This is a genomic window from Streptomyces sp. NBC_00690, from assembly GCF_036226685.1.
Classification (GTDB): Bacteria; Actinomycetota; Actinomycetes; order Streptomycetales; family Streptomycetaceae; genus Streptomyces.
The window spans coordinates 1,873,616-1,892,982 of the sequence record NZ_CP109009.1; the positions used below are offsets into that span (position 1 = coordinate 1,873,616).

19 protein-coding genes and 1 pseudogene are annotated in these 19,367 nt (G+C 69.6%); 10 read left to right on the forward strand and 10 right to left on the reverse strand.

Annotated features, from left to right (window positions below; all coding sequences use genetic code 11):
• Positions 1–22: 22 nt before the first annotated feature.
• Complete coding sequence (locus OID54_RS08240; RefSeq protein ID WP_329016121.1) at positions 23–1,018, reverse strand: helix-turn-helix domain-containing protein; 996 nt, start codon at positions 1,016–1,018, stop codon at positions 23–25.
• Between the two features lie 196 nt (positions 1,019–1,214).
• Here OID54_RS08240 and OID54_RS08245 point away from each other — a divergent pair, with 196 nt between their 5' ends.
• Together OID54_RS08245 and OID54_RS08250 are read left to right on the forward strand one after the other, a co-directional pair.
• Positions 1,215–1,841, forward strand: coding sequence for an RICIN domain-containing protein (locus OID54_RS08245; protein ID WP_329016124.1), 627 nt, complete (start codon positions 1,215–1,217; stop codon positions 1,839–1,841).
• An 86-nt stretch (positions 1,842–1,927) separates the two neighbouring features.
• Positions 1,928–2,236, forward strand: a pseudogene (locus OID54_RS08250) (pentachlorophenol monooxygenase); the annotation flags it as partial.
• Positions 2,237–2,407: 171 nt separating this feature from the next.
• On the opposite strand, the gene OID54_RS08255 reads toward OID54_RS08250, so the two are convergent.
• Entirely contained in the window at positions 2,408–2,809 is a 402-nt protein-coding gene (locus tag OID54_RS08255; RefSeq protein WP_329016126.1) for a DUF5997 family protein, read from the reverse strand.
• A 59-nt stretch (positions 2,810–2,868) separates the two neighbouring features.
• On the opposite strand from OID54_RS08255, the gene OID54_RS08260 reads away from it, so the two are divergent.
• Both OID54_RS08260 and OID54_RS08265 read left to right on the forward strand, forming a co-directional pair.
• Entirely contained in the window at positions 2,869–3,627 is a 759-nt protein-coding gene (locus tag OID54_RS08260) for a LysR substrate-binding domain-containing protein (RefSeq protein ID WP_329016129.1), read from the forward strand.
• 261 nt (positions 3,628–3,888) lie between these two features.
• Complete coding sequence (locus tag OID54_RS08265) at positions 3,889–4,470, forward strand: DUF4328 domain-containing protein (protein ID WP_329016131.1); 582 nt, start codon at positions 3,889–3,891, stop codon at positions 4,468–4,470.
• A gap of 46 nt (positions 4,471–4,516) precedes the next feature.
• On the opposite strand, the gene OID54_RS08270 is transcribed toward OID54_RS08265, so the two are convergent.
• From OID54_RS08270 to OID54_RS08280, 3 genes are all read right to left on the reverse strand, one after another.
• Positions 4,517–5,152 (reverse strand): NADPH-dependent F420 reductase, encoded by a 636-nt coding sequence (locus OID54_RS08270; protein WP_329016134.1) that lies wholly within the window; start codon positions 5,150–5,152, stop codon positions 4,517–4,519.
• A 167-nt stretch (positions 5,153–5,319) separates the two neighbouring features.
• On the reverse strand, positions 5,320–7,539 hold the full coding sequence (locus OID54_RS08275; RefSeq protein ID WP_329016137.1) for an NADP-dependent isocitrate dehydrogenase: 2,220 nt from the start codon (positions 7,537–7,539) through the stop codon (positions 5,320–5,322).
• Positions 7,540–7,694: 155 nt separating this feature from the next.
• Complete coding sequence (locus OID54_RS08280) at positions 7,695–8,945, reverse strand: MFS transporter (RefSeq protein WP_329016140.1); 1,251 nt, start codon at positions 8,943–8,945, stop codon at positions 7,695–7,697.
• A gap of 56 nt (positions 8,946–9,001) precedes the next feature.
• Between OID54_RS08280 and OID54_RS08285 the strand changes: the two genes are divergently transcribed.
• Positions 9,002–9,646: a CGNR zinc finger domain-containing protein gene (locus tag OID54_RS08285; protein ID WP_329016142.1), complete on the forward strand. Its 645-nt coding sequence runs from the start codon at positions 9,002–9,004 to the stop codon at positions 9,644–9,646.
• A 37-nt stretch (positions 9,647–9,683) separates the two neighbouring features.
• Here the strand turns inward: OID54_RS08285 and OID54_RS08290 are convergent, their stop codons facing one another.
• Both OID54_RS08290 and OID54_RS08295 read right to left on the reverse strand, forming a co-directional pair.
• Positions 9,684–10,259, reverse strand: coding sequence for a histidine phosphatase family protein (locus OID54_RS08290; protein ID WP_329016146.1), 576 nt, complete (start codon positions 10,257–10,259; stop codon positions 9,684–9,686).
• Between the two features lie 223 nt (positions 10,260–10,482).
• A complete protein-coding gene (locus OID54_RS08295) occupies positions 10,483–12,075 on the reverse strand; it encodes an aminotransferase-like domain-containing protein (protein WP_443055545.1) in 1,593 nt (530 codons plus the stop codon).
• Between OID54_RS08295 and OID54_RS08300 the strand changes: the two genes are divergently transcribed.
• A complete protein-coding gene (locus tag OID54_RS08300; protein WP_443055546.1) occupies positions 11,963–12,877 on the forward strand; it encodes a DMT family transporter in 915 nt (304 codons plus the stop codon). The two genes, OID54_RS08295 and OID54_RS08300, sit on opposite strands and share 113 nt — an antisense overlap.
• 123 nt (positions 12,878–13,000) lie before the next feature.
• Positions 13,001–13,192 (forward strand): DUF1918 domain-containing protein, encoded by a 192-nt coding sequence (locus OID54_RS08305; RefSeq protein WP_329016155.1) that lies wholly within the window; start codon positions 13,001–13,003, stop codon positions 13,190–13,192.
• 95 nt (positions 13,193–13,287) lie between these two features.
• Here OID54_RS08305 and OID54_RS08310 read toward each other — a convergent pair whose 3' ends face one another.
• Complete coding sequence (locus OID54_RS08310) at positions 13,288–14,538, reverse strand: glycoside hydrolase family 10 protein (RefSeq protein ID WP_443055761.1); 1,251 nt, start codon at positions 14,536–14,538, stop codon at positions 13,288–13,290.
• Positions 14,539–14,740: 202 nt separating this feature from the next.
• Between OID54_RS08310 and OID54_RS08315 the strand changes: the two genes are divergently transcribed.
• The 3 genes from OID54_RS08315 (at position 14,741) to OID54_RS08325 (ending at position 17,844) form a co-directional block, all read left to right on the forward strand.
• Positions 14,741–15,601: a 3-hydroxybutyryl-CoA dehydrogenase gene (locus OID54_RS08315; RefSeq protein WP_329016160.1), complete on the forward strand. Its 861-nt coding sequence runs from the start codon at positions 14,741–14,743 to the stop codon at positions 15,599–15,601.
• A 70-nt stretch (positions 15,602–15,671) separates the two neighbouring features.
• Entirely contained in the window at positions 15,672–16,661 is a 990-nt protein-coding gene (locus OID54_RS08320; protein ID WP_329016163.1) for an MAB_1171c family putative transporter, read from the forward strand.
• 4 nt (positions 16,662–16,665) lie between these two features.
• Positions 16,666–17,844 (forward strand): cytochrome P450 family protein, encoded by a 1,179-nt coding sequence (locus tag OID54_RS08325; RefSeq protein ID WP_329016166.1) that lies wholly within the window; start codon positions 16,666–16,668, stop codon positions 17,842–17,844.
• Between the two features lie 65 nt (positions 17,845–17,909).
• Here OID54_RS08325 and OID54_RS08330 read toward each other — a convergent pair whose 3' ends face one another.
• Both OID54_RS08330 and OID54_RS08335 read right to left on the reverse strand, forming a co-directional pair.
• Complete coding sequence (locus tag OID54_RS08330) at positions 17,910–18,779, reverse strand: 3-deoxy-manno-octulosonate cytidylyltransferase (protein WP_329016171.1); 870 nt, start codon at positions 18,777–18,779, stop codon at positions 17,910–17,912.
• Between the two features lie 118 nt (positions 18,780–18,897).
• Positions 18,898–19,362 carry an NUDIX hydrolase gene (locus tag OID54_RS08335; protein WP_329016173.1) on the reverse strand — a complete coding sequence of 155 codons (465 nt, stop codon included), beginning with the start codon at positions 19,360–19,362 and terminating at the stop codon, positions 18,898–18,900.
• Positions 19,363–19,367: the final 5 nt, after the last annotated feature.

Sequence of the window (19,367 nt, forward strand, 5' to 3'; positions counted from 1 at the left end):
GCCGGGGCGAGTGCAGGCCGCGTCAGGTCTGCGGGTGATCCGGGACCGACACCATCCGTCGGTACTCGCCCGGCGGCACACCGTAGGCCGCGCGGAACGCACGGCTGAAGTCAGCGGGGTCTCGAAACCCCCACCGCACACCGACCTCGCCGACGGTCCTGCGCCGAAGCTGCGGATCGGCCAGGTCGGCCCGGGTTCGTTCGAGTCGCCGCCGTCGAATCGTGGCGCCGACCGTCTCCGGCTGCTGCCGGAACAACTGGTGCAGCAGCCGCACCGAGATGTGGTGGCGCGCCGCGATGGACACCGGCCCCAGTTCGGGATCGGCCAGGTGGCGGTCGATGTGCGCCAGGACACGGGTCAACAGGATCCGGTGCCGTGCCTCGGTCGACAGGGTGGACACCCCGTCGAACCGGGTGGCCAGGAATCCCGCAACGAGATCGAATCCCACCGCGCCGAGACGGAGCAGTTCCGCCTCGTCACAGTGCGCCGCGTTCGCCCGCAGACCGGCCAGGAAGGACACGAGCAGTGCGCCGGTCCCGGCCTGGGTGGGCAGCCGGGTGCTCAAGAGTCCGTTGGTCCGTTCGTACGGCAGGGGCATCGTGGCGCGGGGCAGCCGGACCAGGGTGAGCCTGCACTGTCGTCCCTGGTCCGGGAACTCGCAGGCGAGCGGATGCCAGGTGTCGAACAGGGCCATGTCGCCGGCCTGGAGGAGGGTGGTGTTGCGCCCCTGCTCCAGCCCGATCGGACTGCCGTGGACCAGCACGAGGAAGTACGACTCGGGGTCCGCCCGTCGGATGTGGGTCTGGGTGCGTCGGGCCGACATCGGTGAGAACGAGAACGACGACACCTCGGTGTGGGGCAGTTGCAGCGAAGTGGCCCGGCCCTTGAAGCGGTGGGCGTGATCGCTGCTGATCGCGACCGGCATGACCGCCTCGGCCACCATCGAGGCCCACCAGCCGAGCCGGTCCTGCGGGCTGACGCCGTCCGCCTGGACACGGGTCACCCTCGCTGCCGGCATCGCACCCCCGAATCCTTCGAACGCTCGGGCTCCATGCTCGGCGGCGCTGTCATCCGGGTAAAGCACGCCTCCGGCCAGTTCCCGTGCGCTCCCGGCCAACCTCCCGTGCGCTCTCTGCCAGAGCCAGCGGGGGTGCGCCGCGCAGATACTCGTTGCCGCACCCCTTCGCACACCTCTCCATGACGTAGGAGGCACGTTGAACAGCAGGCGCAATCTCGTGGGCAGGACCGTTCGCGGCGCTGCCGCGCTCCTCGCCGCAGCCGGTCTCGTACTGGTGTCGGCAAGCACCTCCGCAGCGGGCACGGCAACGCCTTCCACCCCGCCCGCACCACCTGCCGCCGCTTCGGACGGCCCTGCCACCGGCCGGTTAGGCGCAGCACTCACGACGAAGGCCGTGGGCACGGCCGCCGTCTACACGGTTCGGCTGCGCAATGTCGCCACCGGACTGTGCGTCGACGACAGCAACATCGGGCTACGACACTTCGGCTGCCAAAGCCAAAGCGGCCCCTACGCCAACTACCAGAAGTTCGACTTCGTCACGGTCGCTCCCTACACCTACGTCCTGCGCAACCACGCCACCGGGCTGTGCGTCGACGACAGCAACATCGGACTGCGGCACTTCGGCTGCCAGAACCAAAGCGGCCCCTACGCCAACTACCAGCGGTTCGTTCTGAGCGCGGCTCCCGGTGGCACGAACGTGCTGCGCAACGTCGCCACCGGACTGTGCATCGACGACAGCAACATCGGGCTACGACACTTCGGCTGCCAGAACCAAAGCGGCCCCTACGCCAACTACCAGCGGTTCCGCCTCGACACGTACTGATCCCTGGGCGGCAGGCCATGACGGCGGGGTGCGCCGACTTCCCGCAGTCGGCGCACCCGGTTCCGGAGCCGGTACCGCGATCCGCAGCGGAGGGGGTGGGCGTCCAACCGCGAACGCTGGAGATCTGGGACCGCATGGGACTCGTGCGGCCCGTCCTGGACGCGGCGGTTGCCATGCGGGGACCGTTGGCGTACGTCAACGGTGTCGAGCAGACCAGGATCGACCTCGCCCTGCCGCCCGAGGTGCCGTACGGCTTCGCCGCGCTCCCCCCGTACGAGACCGAACGCATCCTCGAACAGTTCCGTGCGGGCCTCGGAACCCGGATCGAGCGGGGTCGTGAGCTGGCCGACGGTGTTGGTGGTGCGTCCCGACGGCCATCTGGGGGCTCGTCTCAGCCCGCCGAGCACCTCGGAACTGACCACGTACCCCAAGGGTGTGTTCCAGCTCTGAGGGCCCGCCATCCGGACCGGGAGGAAGCGCCGACAAGCCGACCCGCGGCGTCCCTCGGGGCAGGTCCCGGAAGGGCAGTGTCGTCGGCGTCGTGCAATCGCGCGGTGCCGTCCGCGTTAGGAGTCGGAGCCCGACTTCGTCTCGCGTGCCTCGTTCTTCTCCTTGATCCGCACGGCTTCCTTGCGGACATCGGCCTGGGTGGCGCGCTCCTGTCGGAGCCACGAGGGGTTCTCGTCCTTCAGGGCGTCGATCTGCTCGGTGGTGAGCGCCTCGGTGACCCCGCCACGGGCGAGGCCCGCGATGGAGACGCCCAGCTTCGCCGCGACCACCGGCCGGGGGTGCGGGCCGGTGCGCCGCAGGTCTTGCAGCCACTGGGGCGGGTCGGTCTGCAACGCGTTCAGTTCGTTGCGCGAGACGACACCCTCCTGGAACTCGGCAGGGGTGGCCTGGAGGTACACACCCAGCTTCTTCGCCGCGGTGGCGGGCTTCATCGTTTGGGTGGTCTGGTGCGACGTCATGGGGTCAAGGGTATCGAGCGTGTGCGATGCCTTCGACCACGACCGGCTAACCTGGCCTGGTGACAGGCTCGGAAGCACCCCCCTCATTTCGACTCGCGTACGTTCCGGGCGTGACGCCGACCAAGTGGGTCCGGATCTGGCACGAGCGGCTCCCGGCGGTCCCCCTGACGCTCGTCCCGGTGTCCGCCGCCGAAGCCGCGGACGTGTTGCGCGCCCGAAGTGTCGACGCCGGATTCGTCCGTCTGCCGATCGACCGGACGGACCTCAGCGCCATTCCCCTGTATGCGGAGGCGACGGTCGTCGTGGTCCCCAAGGACCATGTGGTGGCGGCGGTCGATGAGGTGTCCCCGGGCGACCTCGCGGACGAGATCGTGTTGCATCCCCTCGATGACACCCTGGAGTGGGAGGAGCGACCGGGGCTGGCCGCCAAGGAGCGCCCCGCCACCACGGCGGACGCCATCGAGTTGGTGGCTGCGGGAGTGGGAGTCCTCGTCGTACCGCAGTCGCTCGCGCGGTTGCACCACCGCAAGGACCTCACCTACCGAACGGTCATGGACGCTCCCGAGTCCCGAGTGGCGCTGTCCTGGCCCGAGGACGAGACCACCGACCTGGTGGAACAGTTCATCGGAATCGTTCGGGGGCGGACCGTCAACAGCTCCCGCGGTCCTCAGGCCCCGGCTCAGCCCCAGGCGAAGCGCCCCGATGCGGGAGGCGCCCGTAAGAAGCCCGCGGCGGGCAAGTCAGCGGGACGGGGCGGTCGCGCCGGTTCCGGTACGGCCAAGGCGAAGGGACGCGGCAAGCCGCGACGTCGCTCCTAGCGTCGGGCCCCGCGGGCGGACGGCCCTCCCGACGGCCCCGGACCAGGGCTGATCATGACCGTGGACGTACGGCGCTCCACTGGCATATCTTCCGGCAACGCCCGTTCTCGTATGGGCCGTTCCGCTTTCTGTGCCCGTGGGGGGTCAACCGTCATGCTCACCTCCAACAAACTACCTTCGCTCCCACCGCTCCCGTCCCAGTTGCGAAGAACGCCGCGAGTCCTCCTGGTGACGGTCGGGGGCTTGTTGACAGCGGTCGCCATGACCGATCTGTACAAGGTCTACCGGGGGTGGCAGACCTACTCGCTGACACCGACGAACGAAGGCTTCTCCTTCGTCGCCCAGGAGGAGTTGGACAGCGCCCACCTGGCGTACAACCTCGCCAACTCGATCGGTTTCACCGCGTTCCTCCTCTGCGGGATCGCCTTCGTCGTCTGGTTCCACCGGATGCGCCGCAACGCCGGGACGTTCGAACCCGCAGCCTTCCGACTAGGTTCCGGCTGGGCCATCGGTTCCTGGTTCTTCCCGTTCGTGAACCTGGCGCTGCCCTATCTCATCGCACGCTCGATCTGGAGCGTGGGCGCCCGCCCGGCAGCCGAGGGCAAGGTCACCACCTGGCCACTGCACCTGTGGTGGGGCCTGTTCATCGGCAGCACGCTGCTCGGCGCTGTCAGCAACTACTTCTACAACGCGGCCGAGTCCTTCGAGGAGCAGCGGGACGCCTTGGTCCTGGCGATGACGGCAGACGCCTCGTGGATCGTGGCCGCCGCGGCGGCGGTCTACTTCGTCATCCGGCTGACGGACGCGTTGGACTCGAAGGTGGCCGCGGCGCAGCCCGTGTGAAGGATGCGCACATCTCGACCATGGCGCCCGTCCGCTCGGTGCGCGGTCAGACCAGCTTCTTCGCCTCATTCAGGGACGGCACCGAGCCGATGGTGAACTCATGGAGGTCTCCGAAGACCTCGATCCGCACGGACTGGTCGATTCCGCCCACCTTCAGGGGGTCGAAGCCGGCGGCGCGGATCAGATCGGCCACTTCGCGGCCCGCGGCTTCGTCGTCCGTCGCGTAGAAGCCGACTCCCCGGTCCGGGGAGCGGCGGGCCGCCGAGGTGAGGGAGTCCGCCGAGAGGGTGCCGAACGCCTTCACCGGTCGGGCGCCCGTGGGAAGCAGTGCGGCGATGGTCGCGCCCGCAGACTCGTCCTCCGGGATGGTCTTGGAGAATTCCCCCTGGTCGTTCTGGGCGATCGGGTTGGACGGATCCACGACGATCTTCCCGTCGAGCCGGTCCCCGTACTGCCCCACCAGTTCCTTGATGGTGTCGAACCAGACCGCGAGGACCAGGGTGTCTGCCGCGTCGACGGCTTCGTCCACGGTCACGGCGGCGGCCCGTTCGCCGAGCCGGGTGGCAAGCGCGCGGGCGTCGTCGAGGTCACGGCTGGCGACCAGGACCGTCTCGCCGCCCGCGACCAGGTTGGCGGCCAGGCGGGAACCGATGTTGCCCGTGCCCACAATCGCCGTTGTCATGGGGTCTCCGTCCTCGTGGGGTTGGTTGGGGTTGGTACTGGGGACGTACCGACCCAGTAGAACCCTGGCGGGCCGCGTCGGCACGGTGGGCGGGCGTCCAGGTGACCCCTGCCGGGCGTACGAAAACGGGACCCGTGCCTGCGGCACGGGTCCCGTCGTCAGCGGTGTCAGGCGAGTGTCGCCAGTGCCTGGTTGAAGGTCTCCGAAGGACGCATCACCGCGGTCGCCTTGGTCACGTCGGGCTGGTAGTAGCCACCGATGTCGACGGGCGAGCCCTGGACGGCGATGAGCTCGTCGACGATGGTCTGCTCCTGCTCCGACAGCGTCTTGGCGAGCGCGCTGAACGCCTCGGCGAGCTGGACGTCGTCGGTCTGCTGTGCCAGCTCCTGGGCCCAGTAGAGCGCGAGGTAGAAGTGGCTGCCCCGGTTGTCGATGCCACCGAGACGGCGGCTGGGCGACTTGTCCTCGTTGAGGAAGGTGCCCGTGGCCCGGTCCAGGGTGTCTGCGAGCACCTGGGCGCGCGCATTGTCCGTGGTCTGGGCGAGGTGCTCGAAGCTCACCGCGAGGGCGAGGAACTCACCCAGGCTGTCCCAGCGGAGGTAGTTCTCCTTGACGAGCTGCTGGACGTGCTTGGGCGCCGAGCCACCGGCACCGGTCTCGAACAGGCCGCCGCCGTTCATCAGGGGAACGACGGAGAGCATCTTGGCGCTGGTGCCGAGCTCCAGGATCGGGAACAGGTCGGTCAGGTAGTCGCGCAGCACATTGCCGGTGACCGAGATCGTGTCCTCGCCGCGGCGGATGCGCTCCAGCGAGAACGCGATCGCCTCGACCGGCGGCAGGATGCGGATGTCGAGGCCCTCGGTGTCGTGCTCGGGGAGGTACGCCTCGACCTTGGCGATCAGGCTGGCGTCGTGGGCGCGGCTCTCGTCCAGCCAGAACACGGCCGGGGTGCCGCTGGCGCGGGAGCGGGTGACGGCGAGCTTGACCCAGTCCTTGATCGGAAGGTCCTTGGTCTGACACATGCGCCAGATGTCGCCGGCGCTGACCACGTGCTCCAGGACCACGGCACCGGAGCCGTCGACCACCCGGATCGTGCCCGTGGTGGGGATCTCGAAGGTCTTGTCGTGGCTGCCGTACTCCTCGGCCTTCTGGGCCATCAGACCGACGTTGGGCACCGAGCCCATCGTGGCGGGGTCGTACGCGCCGTTGGCCCGGCAGTCGTCGAGGACGACCTGGTAGATGCCGGCGTAGCTGCTGTCGGGGATGACCGCGAGGGTGTCGGCCTCCTGGCCGTCAGGCCCCCACATGTGGCCGGAGGTGCGGATCATCGCCGGCATGGAGGCGTCGACGATGACATCGCTCGGCACGTGCAGATTGGTGATGCCGCGGTCGGAGTCGACCATCGCCAGCGCGGGTCCTTCGGCGAGCTCGGCCTCGAAGGACGCCTTGATCGCGGCGCCGTCGGCGAGCGAGTCCAGTCCCTTGAGGATGCCGCCCAGACCGTCGTTGGGGCTCAGGCCCGCAGCGGCGAACGTCTCGCCGTGCTCGGCGAACGTCTTCGGGAAGAACGCGCGCACCACATGGCCGAAGATGATCGGGTCCGAGACCTTCATCATCGTCGCCTTGAGGTGGACCGAGAAGAGCACGCCCTCGGCCTTGGCACGGGCCACCTGTGCGGTGAGGAACTCGCGCAGAACCGCGACGCGCAGGACGGAGGCGTCCACGACCTCGCCGGCGAGGACGGGTACCGAGTCGCGCAGCACCGTGGTGGTGCCGTCATCCCCGGTCAGCTCGATCCGCAGCGTGCCCGCCTCGGCGATGACGGCGGACTTCTCGGTGGAGCGGAAGTCGTCGGCGCTCATGTGCGCGACGTTGGTCTTGGAGTCGGCCGACCAGGCGCCCATGCGGTGCGGGTGGGCCTTGGCGTAGTTCTTGACCGAGGCGGGGGCACGGCGGTCGGAGTTGCCCTCGCGGAGCACCGGGTTGACGGCGCTGCCCTTGACCTTGTCGTACCGGGCGCGGACGTCGCGGTCCTCGTCGGTCTTGGGGTCGTCGGGGTAGTTCGGCAGGTCGTAGCCCTGCTCCTGAAGCTCGGCGATCGCCACCTTCAGCTGCGGGATCGACGCCGAGATGTTCGGCAGCTTGATGATGTTGGCACCGGGGGTCTTGGCCAGTTCACCCAGCTCGGCGAGTGCGTCGTCGATGCGCTGGCTCTCATCGAGCCGCTCGGGGAAGCTGGAGATGATCCGCCCCGCGAGGGAGATGTCACGGCTCTCGACCCTGACTCCGGCCGTCGAGGCATAAGCCTCGACCACCGGCAGGAACGAATGCGTGGCCAGGGCTGGGGCCTCGTCGGTGTGCGTATAGATGATGGTCGAGTCAGTCACCGGGTGCTCCGCTCCACGTCTGCAACATTGCTCGACATCAAGATATCTCGTGTTCGACCCGGTCTCGAAAGGGCCCCGCCCCAGTGTGGTCGCAATCTCGTCACCTGGGACGACGCGGGCAGTTCCGGGCACGGGGTGTGACTGCGCGACGACCGTCAGGACTCAGGGCTGCGGAACCGGAGCCGTCCCGGGTGGCGGGCGGTCGTCGGTGCGGCGCACAGCGCGGCGATGAGCTGGACGGCCGCCGCCGCCAGCAGTGCGGCGGTGAGGGAGCCGAGCGAGATCACCAGCCCGGCCAGGGCGGCGCCCACCGCGAAGCCGGTCAGTTTGAGGCTCGCCCCGGTGGTGAAGATCTGTGCGCGCAACCGTTCGGGGGCCTCGCGGTGGCGGATCGTGAACAGTGCGGTCAGTTGGGGGCCTTCGCCCGCGCCGGCCAGTACGACGGCGACGACGAGCAGGACGGGTTGGCCGGTCGCCATCAATGCGTACGCCAGGGCGAGCGCGAGGGGGCTCCAGTTGAGGATGCGGTCGGGCCCGCGTCGCGGGGGCCGGCGGGCGAGGAGGGCATTGGCGGCAACAGCGGCGACGGCGATCCCGGAGAGCAGGATCACGCCCCGGTCCGGATCCCCGAGCAGTTGACCGCCGAGCAGCGGTACGCAGACGACAAAGGCCCCCTCCCCCGCGCAGGAAATCACGGTGACGGTGGTCGCCCGGGCCAACGGTCGGTTCCGGACGGTCGCCCGGTAGCCGGAGCGGAGTTCTGTGCGGAGCCGCCGATCGGCAAGGAGGAGGACGGGCAGATCGCCGGACCGCGGGTTGCGGGCTGCCCTCCGGGAGGGGTCGGGCGGGACGCTCAGGGCCGCGGGAAGGGAGAGGGCGATCAGCACGGCTGCGACGACGACCCCCGTACCTGCTCCCAGGAGTCCGGCCGCCGTGCCGGCGAGCGCCGGTCCGACCAGTGCGGCGACATGGAAGGTCATGGCGTCGAGGGCGGTGGCCCGGGGCAGTGCGGCGGGTCCGGCGAGCCGGGGCAGTTGGGAGGTCCAGCCGGCGGAGAGGACGGGCCCGAGCAGTCCCGCACCCAGTGCGATCAGAAGCGTCATGACGAGCGGCAGTTCGCCATGGGCGTGGAGCGTCCAGAGGACGGCCAGGAGTGCCAGGCAGTGACCAGCGAGAGCCGCGGCCAAGAGGGCGCCGGGCCGGGTGGATCGGTCCAGGAGCAGGCCGAGGAGCGGCCCGCCGACGGCTGCGGCAAAGGTCATGCCGGCGAGGAGGACCGAGGCGGTGGCGGTCGAGCCGGTGAGGGCCAGCGCGGTCAGGAGGAGGGCGGGGCCGGACATCTCGTCTCCGGTGCGGGCGACGGCTGCACCGGTCAGATGCACCCTCAGTGCGTAACGGTTTTTCATCCACTTGACGTTACTGAAGTAACCTAAATGTGCGCTAGATGCGTTACATTGCATCGATGGAGCCCTTGAGGAGTGCCGGGTCCGCACGCCATTCGGTGGATGCGATGGCCAGGCGGACGGCCGCCCTGATCAATGTGCTGACCGGGACGGAGGGCCCGGAGCATCTGGAGCCGACCGCCGATCCGGAGGCGGTCGGTGCGGTGCTCCGGGCGTACGGCGAGGCGGCATCGGACGACGAACACGGGGCAGCCGAGCGGACCGGACGCGCGACGGGTGCACTCGACCCCCTGTCACTCAGCGCCGATGACCTCGTCGAGATGCGCGAGGCGGCCCTCCGGCTGCGTACGGTCTTCGCCGCCGAGGGGGTGGACGAGGCGGCTGCCCGGCTCAACGAGCTGCTCGCCCTGACCGAGGGCCGGCTCAGGCTCTCCGCCCACCGGGGCGCCTCGCCCTGGCACCCTCATCTGGACGGCGATGACGACGGACCCTGGGGCGAATGGCTCCTGGCTTCGTCGGCGCTGGCGCTGACCGTGCTGATCTGGGACCGCCAGCGCCCACCCGGCGGAATCTGCGCCTCCACCACCTGCCGCAATGTCTTCCTGACCCAGGGCAGCGGTCCGGTGCGCCGCTACTGTTCGCGGCGGTGCGCGACCCGTGAGCGGGTGGCGGCACACCGTCGGGCGCAGCGGACCGACCGTTGAGCGCGGCAAGCTCCACCCGGCGCCGAGCCGTCGGAAGTCAGCAGACGCTCTGGAGGCGGAGTTGCCAGCACCCGGCACGGCCGGTGAGGACCAGGGTGGACAGCGGACGGACGTCCACGTTCCAGTACGAGGTCGGCGGTGCGTTCAGTACGTAGACGAGCGCCGCGCGGATCACCGAGGGTTCCGCCACGGCCACCACGGAACCGCCGTCCTGCGTTGGGCGGGTGTCCAGCCAGGTCCCTATCCGTCCGATGAAGGCCAGCAGCGATTCGCCGCCGTGCGGCGCCGACCGCGGATCGGCGAGCCAGGTGTCCACCGCCTGCGGCTCCACGGCCGTCACTTCGCCCAGCGTCAGTCCGCGCCAGCGCCCCATGTCGCATCCCCGCAGGGCGGGTTGGGCCATGGGCGCGAAGCCGAGGGCCTGTGCGGTGGCCCGACTACAGAGCGTCGGGGAGCAGTACCGCAGTTCCGCGGCGTTGAGCGGTACGAGGGAGGGCGCGGCCAGTTGCACCTCGTACCAGCCGGTCTGATCGGGTGACCGGTCATCGTCGAAACGCTCGGAGAGCATGGAGGTGCTGCGCGCTGCGGCGACGAGCGTGATCCGGACACTCATGGCGTGATGGTGGGCGGGCGGAGGCGAACCGGTCAAGTGACCGGAGTCACTCATTCCGCTGACCAGGCAGAGTGCGTCCTTCATTGATCATGGGCATGTCATAAACGGGCCATTTCCAGCTGCCGAGTCGGACGCCCGAGCGTTCACCTGACCATCAGCCCCCTGGCCGCGAGCGGTCGCACCGGGACGGGAATCCCTACCGCGGAACGAACGGTTCGGAGGGTCAGGACACCCCAGACTCGTCCCAGGCGGCCCTGAGTCGACGCACTCCTTCGGCGATCTCCGCGCTGTCCGCCACCCCCGCGAAACTGAGGCGCAGATGGGCCGCGGGAGGCTCAGCGCTGAAGTAGGGACGCCCAGGGGCGAGGGCCACACCCCGACGCAGGGCCGCCGCCAACAGCGCCGACTCGCTGCCACCGTCCGGCAGTCGAAGCCAGAAGTGGTAGCCCCCGACGGGGATGGCGGGCAGCGACAACTGCGGCAATCCGAGCTTCAACGCGGCGGCCATGGCCTCCCGGCGCCCCTTCAACTCCACCCCCACGGTCCGCAGATGCCCCTTCCATGCGGGCGCCCCGACGAGTTCCAACGCGGCCTCTTGCAGGGGGCGGGGGACGAAGAAGCTGTCCACCACCTGGATCGCGCGCAATCGGTCCAGTACGGGCCCTCGGGCCGCGAGCACCCCCACCCGCAGACTGGGCGACGTCACCTTGGTCAGCGAGCCGACATGGACGACGACCCCGTCGGAGTCGAGCGCGGCGAGCGGCTCCGGGAGCGGCCCCGCATCGGCGTGGACCAGTCGTCGGGCGAAGTCGTCCTCGACCACGAACGCCCCGGCCTCGCGGGCGATCCTCAGCACCTCGGGCCGGCGCGCCGGGGACAGCACGCTCCCGGTGGGGTTCTGGAAGAGCGGCTGGCAGACGAAGACCCGTGCGCCCGTCGCATGGAAAGCAGCGGCCAGCAGTTCGGGGCGGACTCCTGCCGCGTCCACCGGCACCGGTACGGGACGCAACCCGGCCGCCCGGGCGATGGCGAGCATGCCCGGATAGGTGGGCGATTCGACGAGAACGGGCGCGCCGGGCGGGGCCAGTGCGCGCAGGGCCGTGGTGAGGGCCGCCTGTCCGCCCGAAGTGATCAGTACGTCGGCGGCTCCCGTCCGCCCTCCGATGCCCCGGGCGAACCACTCGCGCAGTTCGGGGAGCCCTTCCACCGGCGGCCGTGACCAGGCTCCGGGACGGCGGGCGGCCCGGGCGAGGGCTGCGGCCATGGCCCGCTCGGGCTGGAGCGAAGGGTGCAGATAGCCGCCGTTGAACTCGATCACGCCCGGTGGGGGTGCGGCCAGTGTGGCGAGCACTCCGGAGGCATCCACCGACCGGGGCACATGGTCCGACGCCGGTTCCGCGCTGAGGGCGACCTCCTGCCAGGAGGTGTCGCCGGGCGGGACGCTCTGCGCCCGGGGCCGGGCCCGGAATGCGCCGGCGCCGGGGCGGGTGACGACGAGCCCCTCGGCAGCGAGTTGTGCCAGCGCCCGGGAGACGGTGACCGGCGAGACCCGAAAGCGCTCCACCAGTGCACGACTGGAGGGCAGCTTTCCTTCAGGAGAGTAGCGGTCCAGCTCCCTTTTTAGCTGAAACACCAACTCATCCACACTGCTACGCTGATTCATGAAAGTACAGGATAGCGCTACTAGTACTGCTTCGATAGCGGTGAACACCCCGTCGGCCAGGGACGAAAGCCCGGTGACGGGCGTGGACGACTCCCCATCGGCGACCTCCGGAACCCTGCTCGCCGCACTGGGTGTGATCGCCTTCTCGCTCACCTTTCCGTCCACCGCATGGGGACTGACGTCCTTCGGCCCCTGGTCCCTGGTCTCGCTGCGATCCGTTCTGGCGGCGGTCATCGCCGGCGGCTTCCTGTTGCTGTTGCGGGTGCCGGTGCCCGACCGGCGGCACTGGGCGTCCCTCGCGGTCGTCGCCGGCGGTGTGGTGGTGGGCTTCCCCCTGCTGACGACCCTCGCCCTCCAGACGTCGACGACCTCGCACGCGGCGGTCGTCGTCGGACTGCTCCCGCTGACCACCGCCGTGTTCGCCGCGGTGCGCACCGGGCGCCGCCCCTCACGGGCGTTCTGGCTGGCCGCCGGAGCGGGCGCGGCTGTGGTCATCGCCTTCACCGTGTCGCAGAGCGGCGGCTCCCTCCAAGGCGGCGACCTCTACCTCTTCGCCGCGCTCCTGGTCTGCGCGGCGGGCTACACCGAAGGCGGACGGCTCGCCCGGGAGATGCCCGGTTGGCAGGTGATCGGCTGGGCCCTGATCCTGTGCCTGCCGCTGGCGCTCACGGGCTCCGCGGTGTCCCTCGCCGTCGAACCCGTACGGCTGACGGCCCAGGGACTGATCGGGCTGACGTGGGTGGCGATCGTCTCCACGTTCTGCGGACTCTACGTCTGGTACCGGGGCATGGCCGCGATCGGCATCGCCCGGGCCAGCCAACTCCAACTCGCCCAACCGCTGCTCACCCTGGTCTGGTCGGTCGCCCTGCTGGCCGAGGAACTCGCCCCGGCCGCTCCGTTGGCCGCCGTCGCAGTACTGGTCTGCATCGCCGTCACCCAGCGGGTCCGCAGTTGACCTCCACCCCGGACGGGATTGCGCACCTGCGCGCGGCACCCGGACGATCGACCGGGAGTGCGGCTTCCGATGCCGGTCGTAGACTCGAAGACACGAGGACTGCCTGCGAGGAGGTCACTGCCGATGCACGCGAATGTGGGCGACAAATTGGTGGTGCACGGCCGGATCGTGGGCCAGCACGACCAGAACGCCGAGGTCGTCGAGGTGCTCGGCCCCGAGGGCGGGCCACCGTACCGGGTCCGGTTCGACGACGGACACGAGACGCTGCTGTCCCCCGGTCCCGACACCGTCATCCAGCCGCACGAAGCAGCCTGACGGCAACGCCGGGACGGGCGGCGGTCAGGATCAACGATAGGGCCTCCCGGTTGTGGACCGAGGGGCCCTTCGCCCAGCAGGAACCAGCGACGGCGCTATCGCTGTGCCGACGCTCCCCCGTAGTGGTCGGCCACCACCCGGGCCATCGCACCGCCCCGGTCCGCCCTGACCTCTCGGGCAGAGAAGAAGCAGTGCCCGTCGACCCGGTCGTACCCGCTGGCCAGGGTCAGGTGCCGGGAGAGTTCCGCGGGGTCCTGCCAGGGAGCCGGCTGGGCGGAGTCTCCCGCCTTGTAGAGCGCTTCGCCGATGTAGAGGGAGACGTCCGTGCCCTGGACCAGGTCGTTCCACCACGGCAGCAGAACGGCGTAGTCGGCGGCCTTGAAGCCGATGTGCCAGTAGATCTGGGGCACGACGTGGTCGATCCACCCCCGGTGGATCCAGGTGCGGGTGTCGGCATGGAGGTCGTCGTACGTCTGGACTCCTGCCGTGGTCTTCGACCCCCGCGGATCGGTGGCGGCGTTGCGCCAGACCGCGAAGGGGCTGACGCCGAACCGGACCCCGGCCCGGGTCTCCTCGATCCGAGCGGACATCTCCTGGATCAGGAGATCGATGTTGGCGCGCCGCCAAGCGGCCCGATCGGCGAAGCCCGCGCCATGACGGGCGAAGGCAAGGTCGTCGTCAAAGCTCTGACCGGCCACCGGGTAGGGGTAGAAGTAGTCGTCGAAGTGGACCGCGTCGACGTCGTAGCGGCGAACCGCGTCGATCATCGCCTCCTGCACGAAGGCCCGCACCTCCGGCAGCCCGGGGTTGTAGTAGAGCTTGCCTCCGTAGGGCACCACCCAGTCCGGGCGCAGCCGTGCGGGATGGTCCGCCGCCAGTCGGGTCGGGTCGGCGTGGACCGCCGCCCGGTAGGGATTGAACCAGGCGTGCAGTTCCAGCCCGCGACGGTGGGCCTCGTCCACGGCGGTCCCCAGCGGATCCCAGCCCGGGTCCCCGCCCTGCGTTCCCGTCAGCCACTGCGACCACGGTTCGTACGGGGACGGCCACAGGGCGTCGGCCGCCGGTCTGACCTGGAAGACGACCGCCCGCAGACCGCGCTCGACGGCCGTGTCCAGATGGGCCAACAGTTCAGCGCGCTGTCGGTCCGCGCTCAGCCCGGGGGCGGACGGCCAGTCGCGGTTGCTGACCGTGGCCAGCCACATCCCGCGGAAGTCCCGTGTCCGTCTGCTGCCCGCCGCGATCTCCTGCGCCCCTCGGGGTCTCGCCACCGCGTCCCCTGCCACCGTCACCCCCGCCAGGACCCCCGCGGCCATACCGATGAGGGCCCTTCTGCCGATACTCCCCACACCCTGCCCGATCTGCCCCATGTGCAACCCGTACCTTTCACTCCACCGCGGTCAGCGGCCACCCTGCCCCTGGCATTCCCGCCCCTGGTCGTCGCGGACAGCGGTATCCGCAGTAACGTCGGAGCGTCGAGGCCGGCACCGGAAAACCATACGGAGGCCGCGCCACCCCAGGATCAGCGAAAGGCACGAGGTGACGGACACAATGGCCGACATTGCACGCGTCGGAGTGGTGGGCTGTGGCCAAATGGGCGCGGGCATCGCAGAGGTGTGCGCACGCAGCGGCCTGGAGGTCAAGGTGGCCGAGACCACGGGCGAAGCCCTGGAGATCGGTCGCACCCGGCTGACCAATTCGCTCGCGAAGGCAGCCGAACGCGGCAAGATCAGCGAGGTCGAGCGCGATGAGGCGTTGGCGCGCCTCAGTTTCACCACCGACCTCGGGGAGTTCGCGGACCGCGATCTCGTCATCGAGGCCGTCGTGGAGAACGAGCAGGTCAAGACCGAGATCTTTCAGGTGCTCGACCAGGTAGTGACCCGGCCGGACGCCATCCTCGCATCCAACACCTCCTCCATTCCCGTGGTGAAGCTGGCCGTCGCGACCTCGCGGCCCGACCAGGTCATCGGCATCCACTTCTTCAATCCGGCCCCCGTCCAGCAGCTCGTCGAGCTGATCCCCGCGCTGACCACGTCCGAGGAGACGATCAAGCGCTCGGAGGCCGTCGTCCAGCAGGTGCTGGCCAAGCACGCCATCAGGGCCCAGGACCGCTCGGGCTTCGTGGTGAACGCGCTCCTCATCCCCTATCTGCTCTCGGCGATCCGGATGTTCGAATCTGGCATCGCCAGCCGCGAGGACATCGACAACGGCATGGAGCTCGGCTGCGCCCATCCGATGGGACCGCTCAAGCTCGCCGATCTGATCGGCCTGGACACGGTGGCCTCGGTCGCCGACTCCATGTACGACGAGTACAAGGAACCGCTGTACGCCGCACCCCCGCTGCTCCAGCGGATGGTCGACGCGGGGCGCCTTGGCCGCAAGACGGGCTCGGGCTTCCACCAGTACGGCTGACTGCACGTCCGCGGGCCCAGCGCGCACGTCGCCGGGCCCGCCAGGGCACATCACCCGAGGTCAGGGCCGTGTGCGGCCCCGGAGAGCCTCGTCTGCTACTACCGACCCGACGCCGCGCCGGAGCGACGGCGCGGATGCGCGGGCCCGAAGCCCTGGGCCTTTCAGCGTTGTCCCAGCCTTCCTGCTCACCGCGTCGGTCGTCACCATGACCGCGCTGTTCGCCTACGAGCAGCTGACAGCTCGTTCTCCGGTCGAACAGGTCTACGCGCTCTATTTACTCTCCTACATTTCCTTCCTGGGGTTCTCCGTGGTCGACTTCCTGATGCAGGCCGTACGCCAGTCGAAGGCGACTCGGCGCGACAGCATCCGGGTCGGGTTGCGGGTGGCGGCGGCAGGCTGCGTGTTCGCTCTCGTCTACGTCGTCTACAAGCTGACGCGCATCGTCGGCCTCGGTTTGGGCCTGGGCGACGAAACGCACGAGCAATGCTCATCGCTCGTGACCTCGACGTGCGCCTTCAGCGTCACCTCCCCGGCAATCGCCGTCCTGCTGATCTGCCTCGGCCTCACGTGGCCTGCTGTCCTCTACCCGATCAGCCAAGCCCGCCGTCGTCGCTGGGAAACCCGGTCCTTCGAGTCGCTCCGCCCCCTCTGGCAGGATCTGGCAGCCGAGATGCCGCAGATCGTCCTGTCGTCGGCCGAGGACGTCGAAGGCAGCTCCGCCGACTCCGACTTCCGGCTGCAGCGGCGCGTCATCGAGATCAGCGACGGCATCCTCGCCCTCCGGCCGTACCGGTCGCGCAGGGTGCGGGAGAGCGCGGCGTCGAACTTCCACACCACTACCGAGCAGAGCGCCGCCGCCGTGGAGGCGGCTGTCGTGCGAGCTGCACTGGCAGACTCGAAGGCCGGCCGGTACGCAGACGAAGTCGCACCTCCGTCGGTAGACGCCGCCGCCCGCGAGGATCTTCGGGCCGACACCCAGTGGCTCCTCTTGGTGGCCGACGCCTACGCCCACGTCGGGCGTGTCGGCGACGACGGCCGGCCGAGAACGATTGGAACCTGAAGACATGACCGACCCGACTCAGGACCCCCGCTTCCTCCAGGACCCCTACCCCACTTACGCGGCCCTGCGCTCGGCTTGCCCCGTACAGGCCGTACCCAGCGCATCCGGCGGGCGCCTCAGCTACCTGGTCACCGGATACGCCGAAGCCAGGGAAGCGCTCGCCGACGCCCGGCTCTCGAAGGACACCGCCGCGTTCTTCGCGGGCAAGGAATCAAAGCGGCGCCTCCACCCCGCAGTGGCACACAACATGCTCTCGAGCGACCCGCCCGAGCACACCCGGCTGCGCAAGCTGGTCACCAAAGCGTTCACGACCGGGGCGGTCGCGGAACTGCGCCCGTTCATCGCCAGGGTCACCGACGACCTGCTGGACCAGTGGCCTGTCGGTGAGCCCCTCGACTTCATGACCGGCTTGGCCGTCCCGCTACCCGTCATCGTGATCTGCGAACTGCTCGGAGTACCGGAGGAAGACCGGCCCGACATCCGGCGCTGGTCCGGCGAACTGTTCGCGGCGGGACAGCCTGGCGTCATCGACGCGGCCTCGCACTCCCTGGCCGACTACATGACAGAGCTCGTCGCCGCCAAGCGCCGACACCCCGGCAACTCGCTCCTCGACCGCCTCATCTCGGCTCGCGACGGCCACGACCGGCTCAGTGAGGAGGAACTGGTCTCCCTCGCGGTGCTCCTACTCGTGGCCGGTCACGAGACCACCACCAACTTCCTCGGCAACGCGACCCTCTCCCTGCTCCAGCACCCGGCCGAACTCGACCGCCTCCGCCAGAACCCAAACGACATCCCTGCGGTGCTGGACGAACTACTTCGATTCGACTCCCCCGTCAGCACGGCCACCTTCCGGTACACCACGGAGGCCATCACGCTCGGCGGCACCGACATCCCGGCAGGCGCACCGGTGCTGGTCGCCCTCGGAGCCGCCAACCGCGACCCGGAACGGTTCCCGTCACCGGACCAGCTCGATGCGAACCGGGACGCTGCCGGCCACCTCGCCTTCGGGCACGGTATCCACCGCTGCGTCGGCGCTCCCCTGGCCAAGGCCGAGGCCGAAATCGCGCTGCGCGCGGTACTGACACGGTTCCCGGGCCTCCGGCTCGCCGTACCGCCCGACCAGCTTCAGTGGCGGCACGCCCGTCTTGTACGCGGTCTGACCTCGCTTCCCGTCCTGAACTAGCCCGCGGCTCGCTTAGTGAGTGAGGCGCTCTGGGGGGAGTAGGCAGGCCCCGGAGCTGCTGTTCGCTAGGAGTGAGAACGGGGGCTTTCCGAAAATCGGGCACGAGTCGGGGATGAGGTGATTCCGTCCCATCGTGCAGAAGGCTGTGCGGTCCCACGCCTATGAACCGCTCCGCCGAGCTGATCGAGGAAGCTCGCGGCTCGCGTCAGATCCTCAGGGGTGTCTATCGCTACACCGTCGTCCAGGACAGGGACCATCTGTACGGCGTGGCCGTGTTCGACGAAACGCAGCATCTCTACTCCTTCGGCACGCTCCAGGGGCCCTTGCTGGAGCTGACGGAAGTGTTGGAGAGCCTCGCCTGTGAAGCCGTAGAGGCCCAGTTGGCGCAGGTACTTCGGCCGGTCGCCCCTAGGGTAGGGGATGGGCTGGCGCGAGAACATGAGGGCCTCGCTGCGGGCCGTAACGACTACCTTGACGACGTTGTGGTCCAGGACGGCGCCGACGTCGACCAGCTCGGTGTAGGCGTTCACGGCGAAGGTGCCGGGCGGAGTGAATTCCAGGGCCTCGGAGACGTCGTTGATGGCGGTCGGCGAGATGAACGGCTCGTCGCCCTGGACGTTGATGTATCCGTCGGCTGGCAGGCGTTCGGCGACCTCCGCGACGCGGTCGGTGCCGGTGAGGTGCTCCCCGGTGCGGATGCTGTCGATGCCGAGTTCGCGGCACGCTGCTTCGATGCGTTCGTCGTCCGTCGCGACGATGGCTCCGTCGAGGCGTTTGGCCTCCAGGCAGCGCTGGTGGACGTGCCAGAGCAGCGGCATGCCGCCGAGGAGGGCCAGTGGTTTGCCGGGGAAGCGGGAGGCACCCCAGCGGCAGGGTATGACGGCGATGTGCCGGCGCCGTTCGGCGTCGGTCGGTCGGGCTGTGGTGGCGGCCACGGCGTCCTCCTGGTGATCGGGTTCGGGGGCTTCAGGTGAGTTGGGCGAGCTTGACGCGGACGGTGGGTGAGGCGGTGGTCGCGAACGGCCGCCAGTGGTAGCCATCGACCTCTTCCTCCTACAGCGTCACCGCGTGATCGGCCCCGAGGTGGAAGGCCCAGCGGAAGTCCACGTGGTGGTGGGCCGGCTCGTTCTTCGACGGGTTCGCGTCGATCGCGTGCACGTCGATGTCGAGGGGGATGTCCTCGTGGTCGGCGAGGGGGACGACGGCGCTGGGCGGGATGCCGGCCTCCTCGTGCAGTTCGCGTAGAGCGGCGTCGCGCAGGAGCTGGTCGGACGGTTCGTTGTGCCCGCCGGGCGCCAGAAGCTTCCCGGACGCCTTGTGCAGGATGTGGAGCACGTGTCGTTCACCGTTGATGAGGATGGCGCTGCAGGTCACGTGGGCGGGGAAGGTCTTGCGGCTGGTGGGATCGTCCGCGCCGACGAGGGCTGCGAACAGCATCGTCAGGGAGCCGCGCTCGTCCGGGTGGCGGGCGATGTACGCCTCGGTGACGGCGCGGATGTGGTTCGTGGAGGGAGGCAACGAGG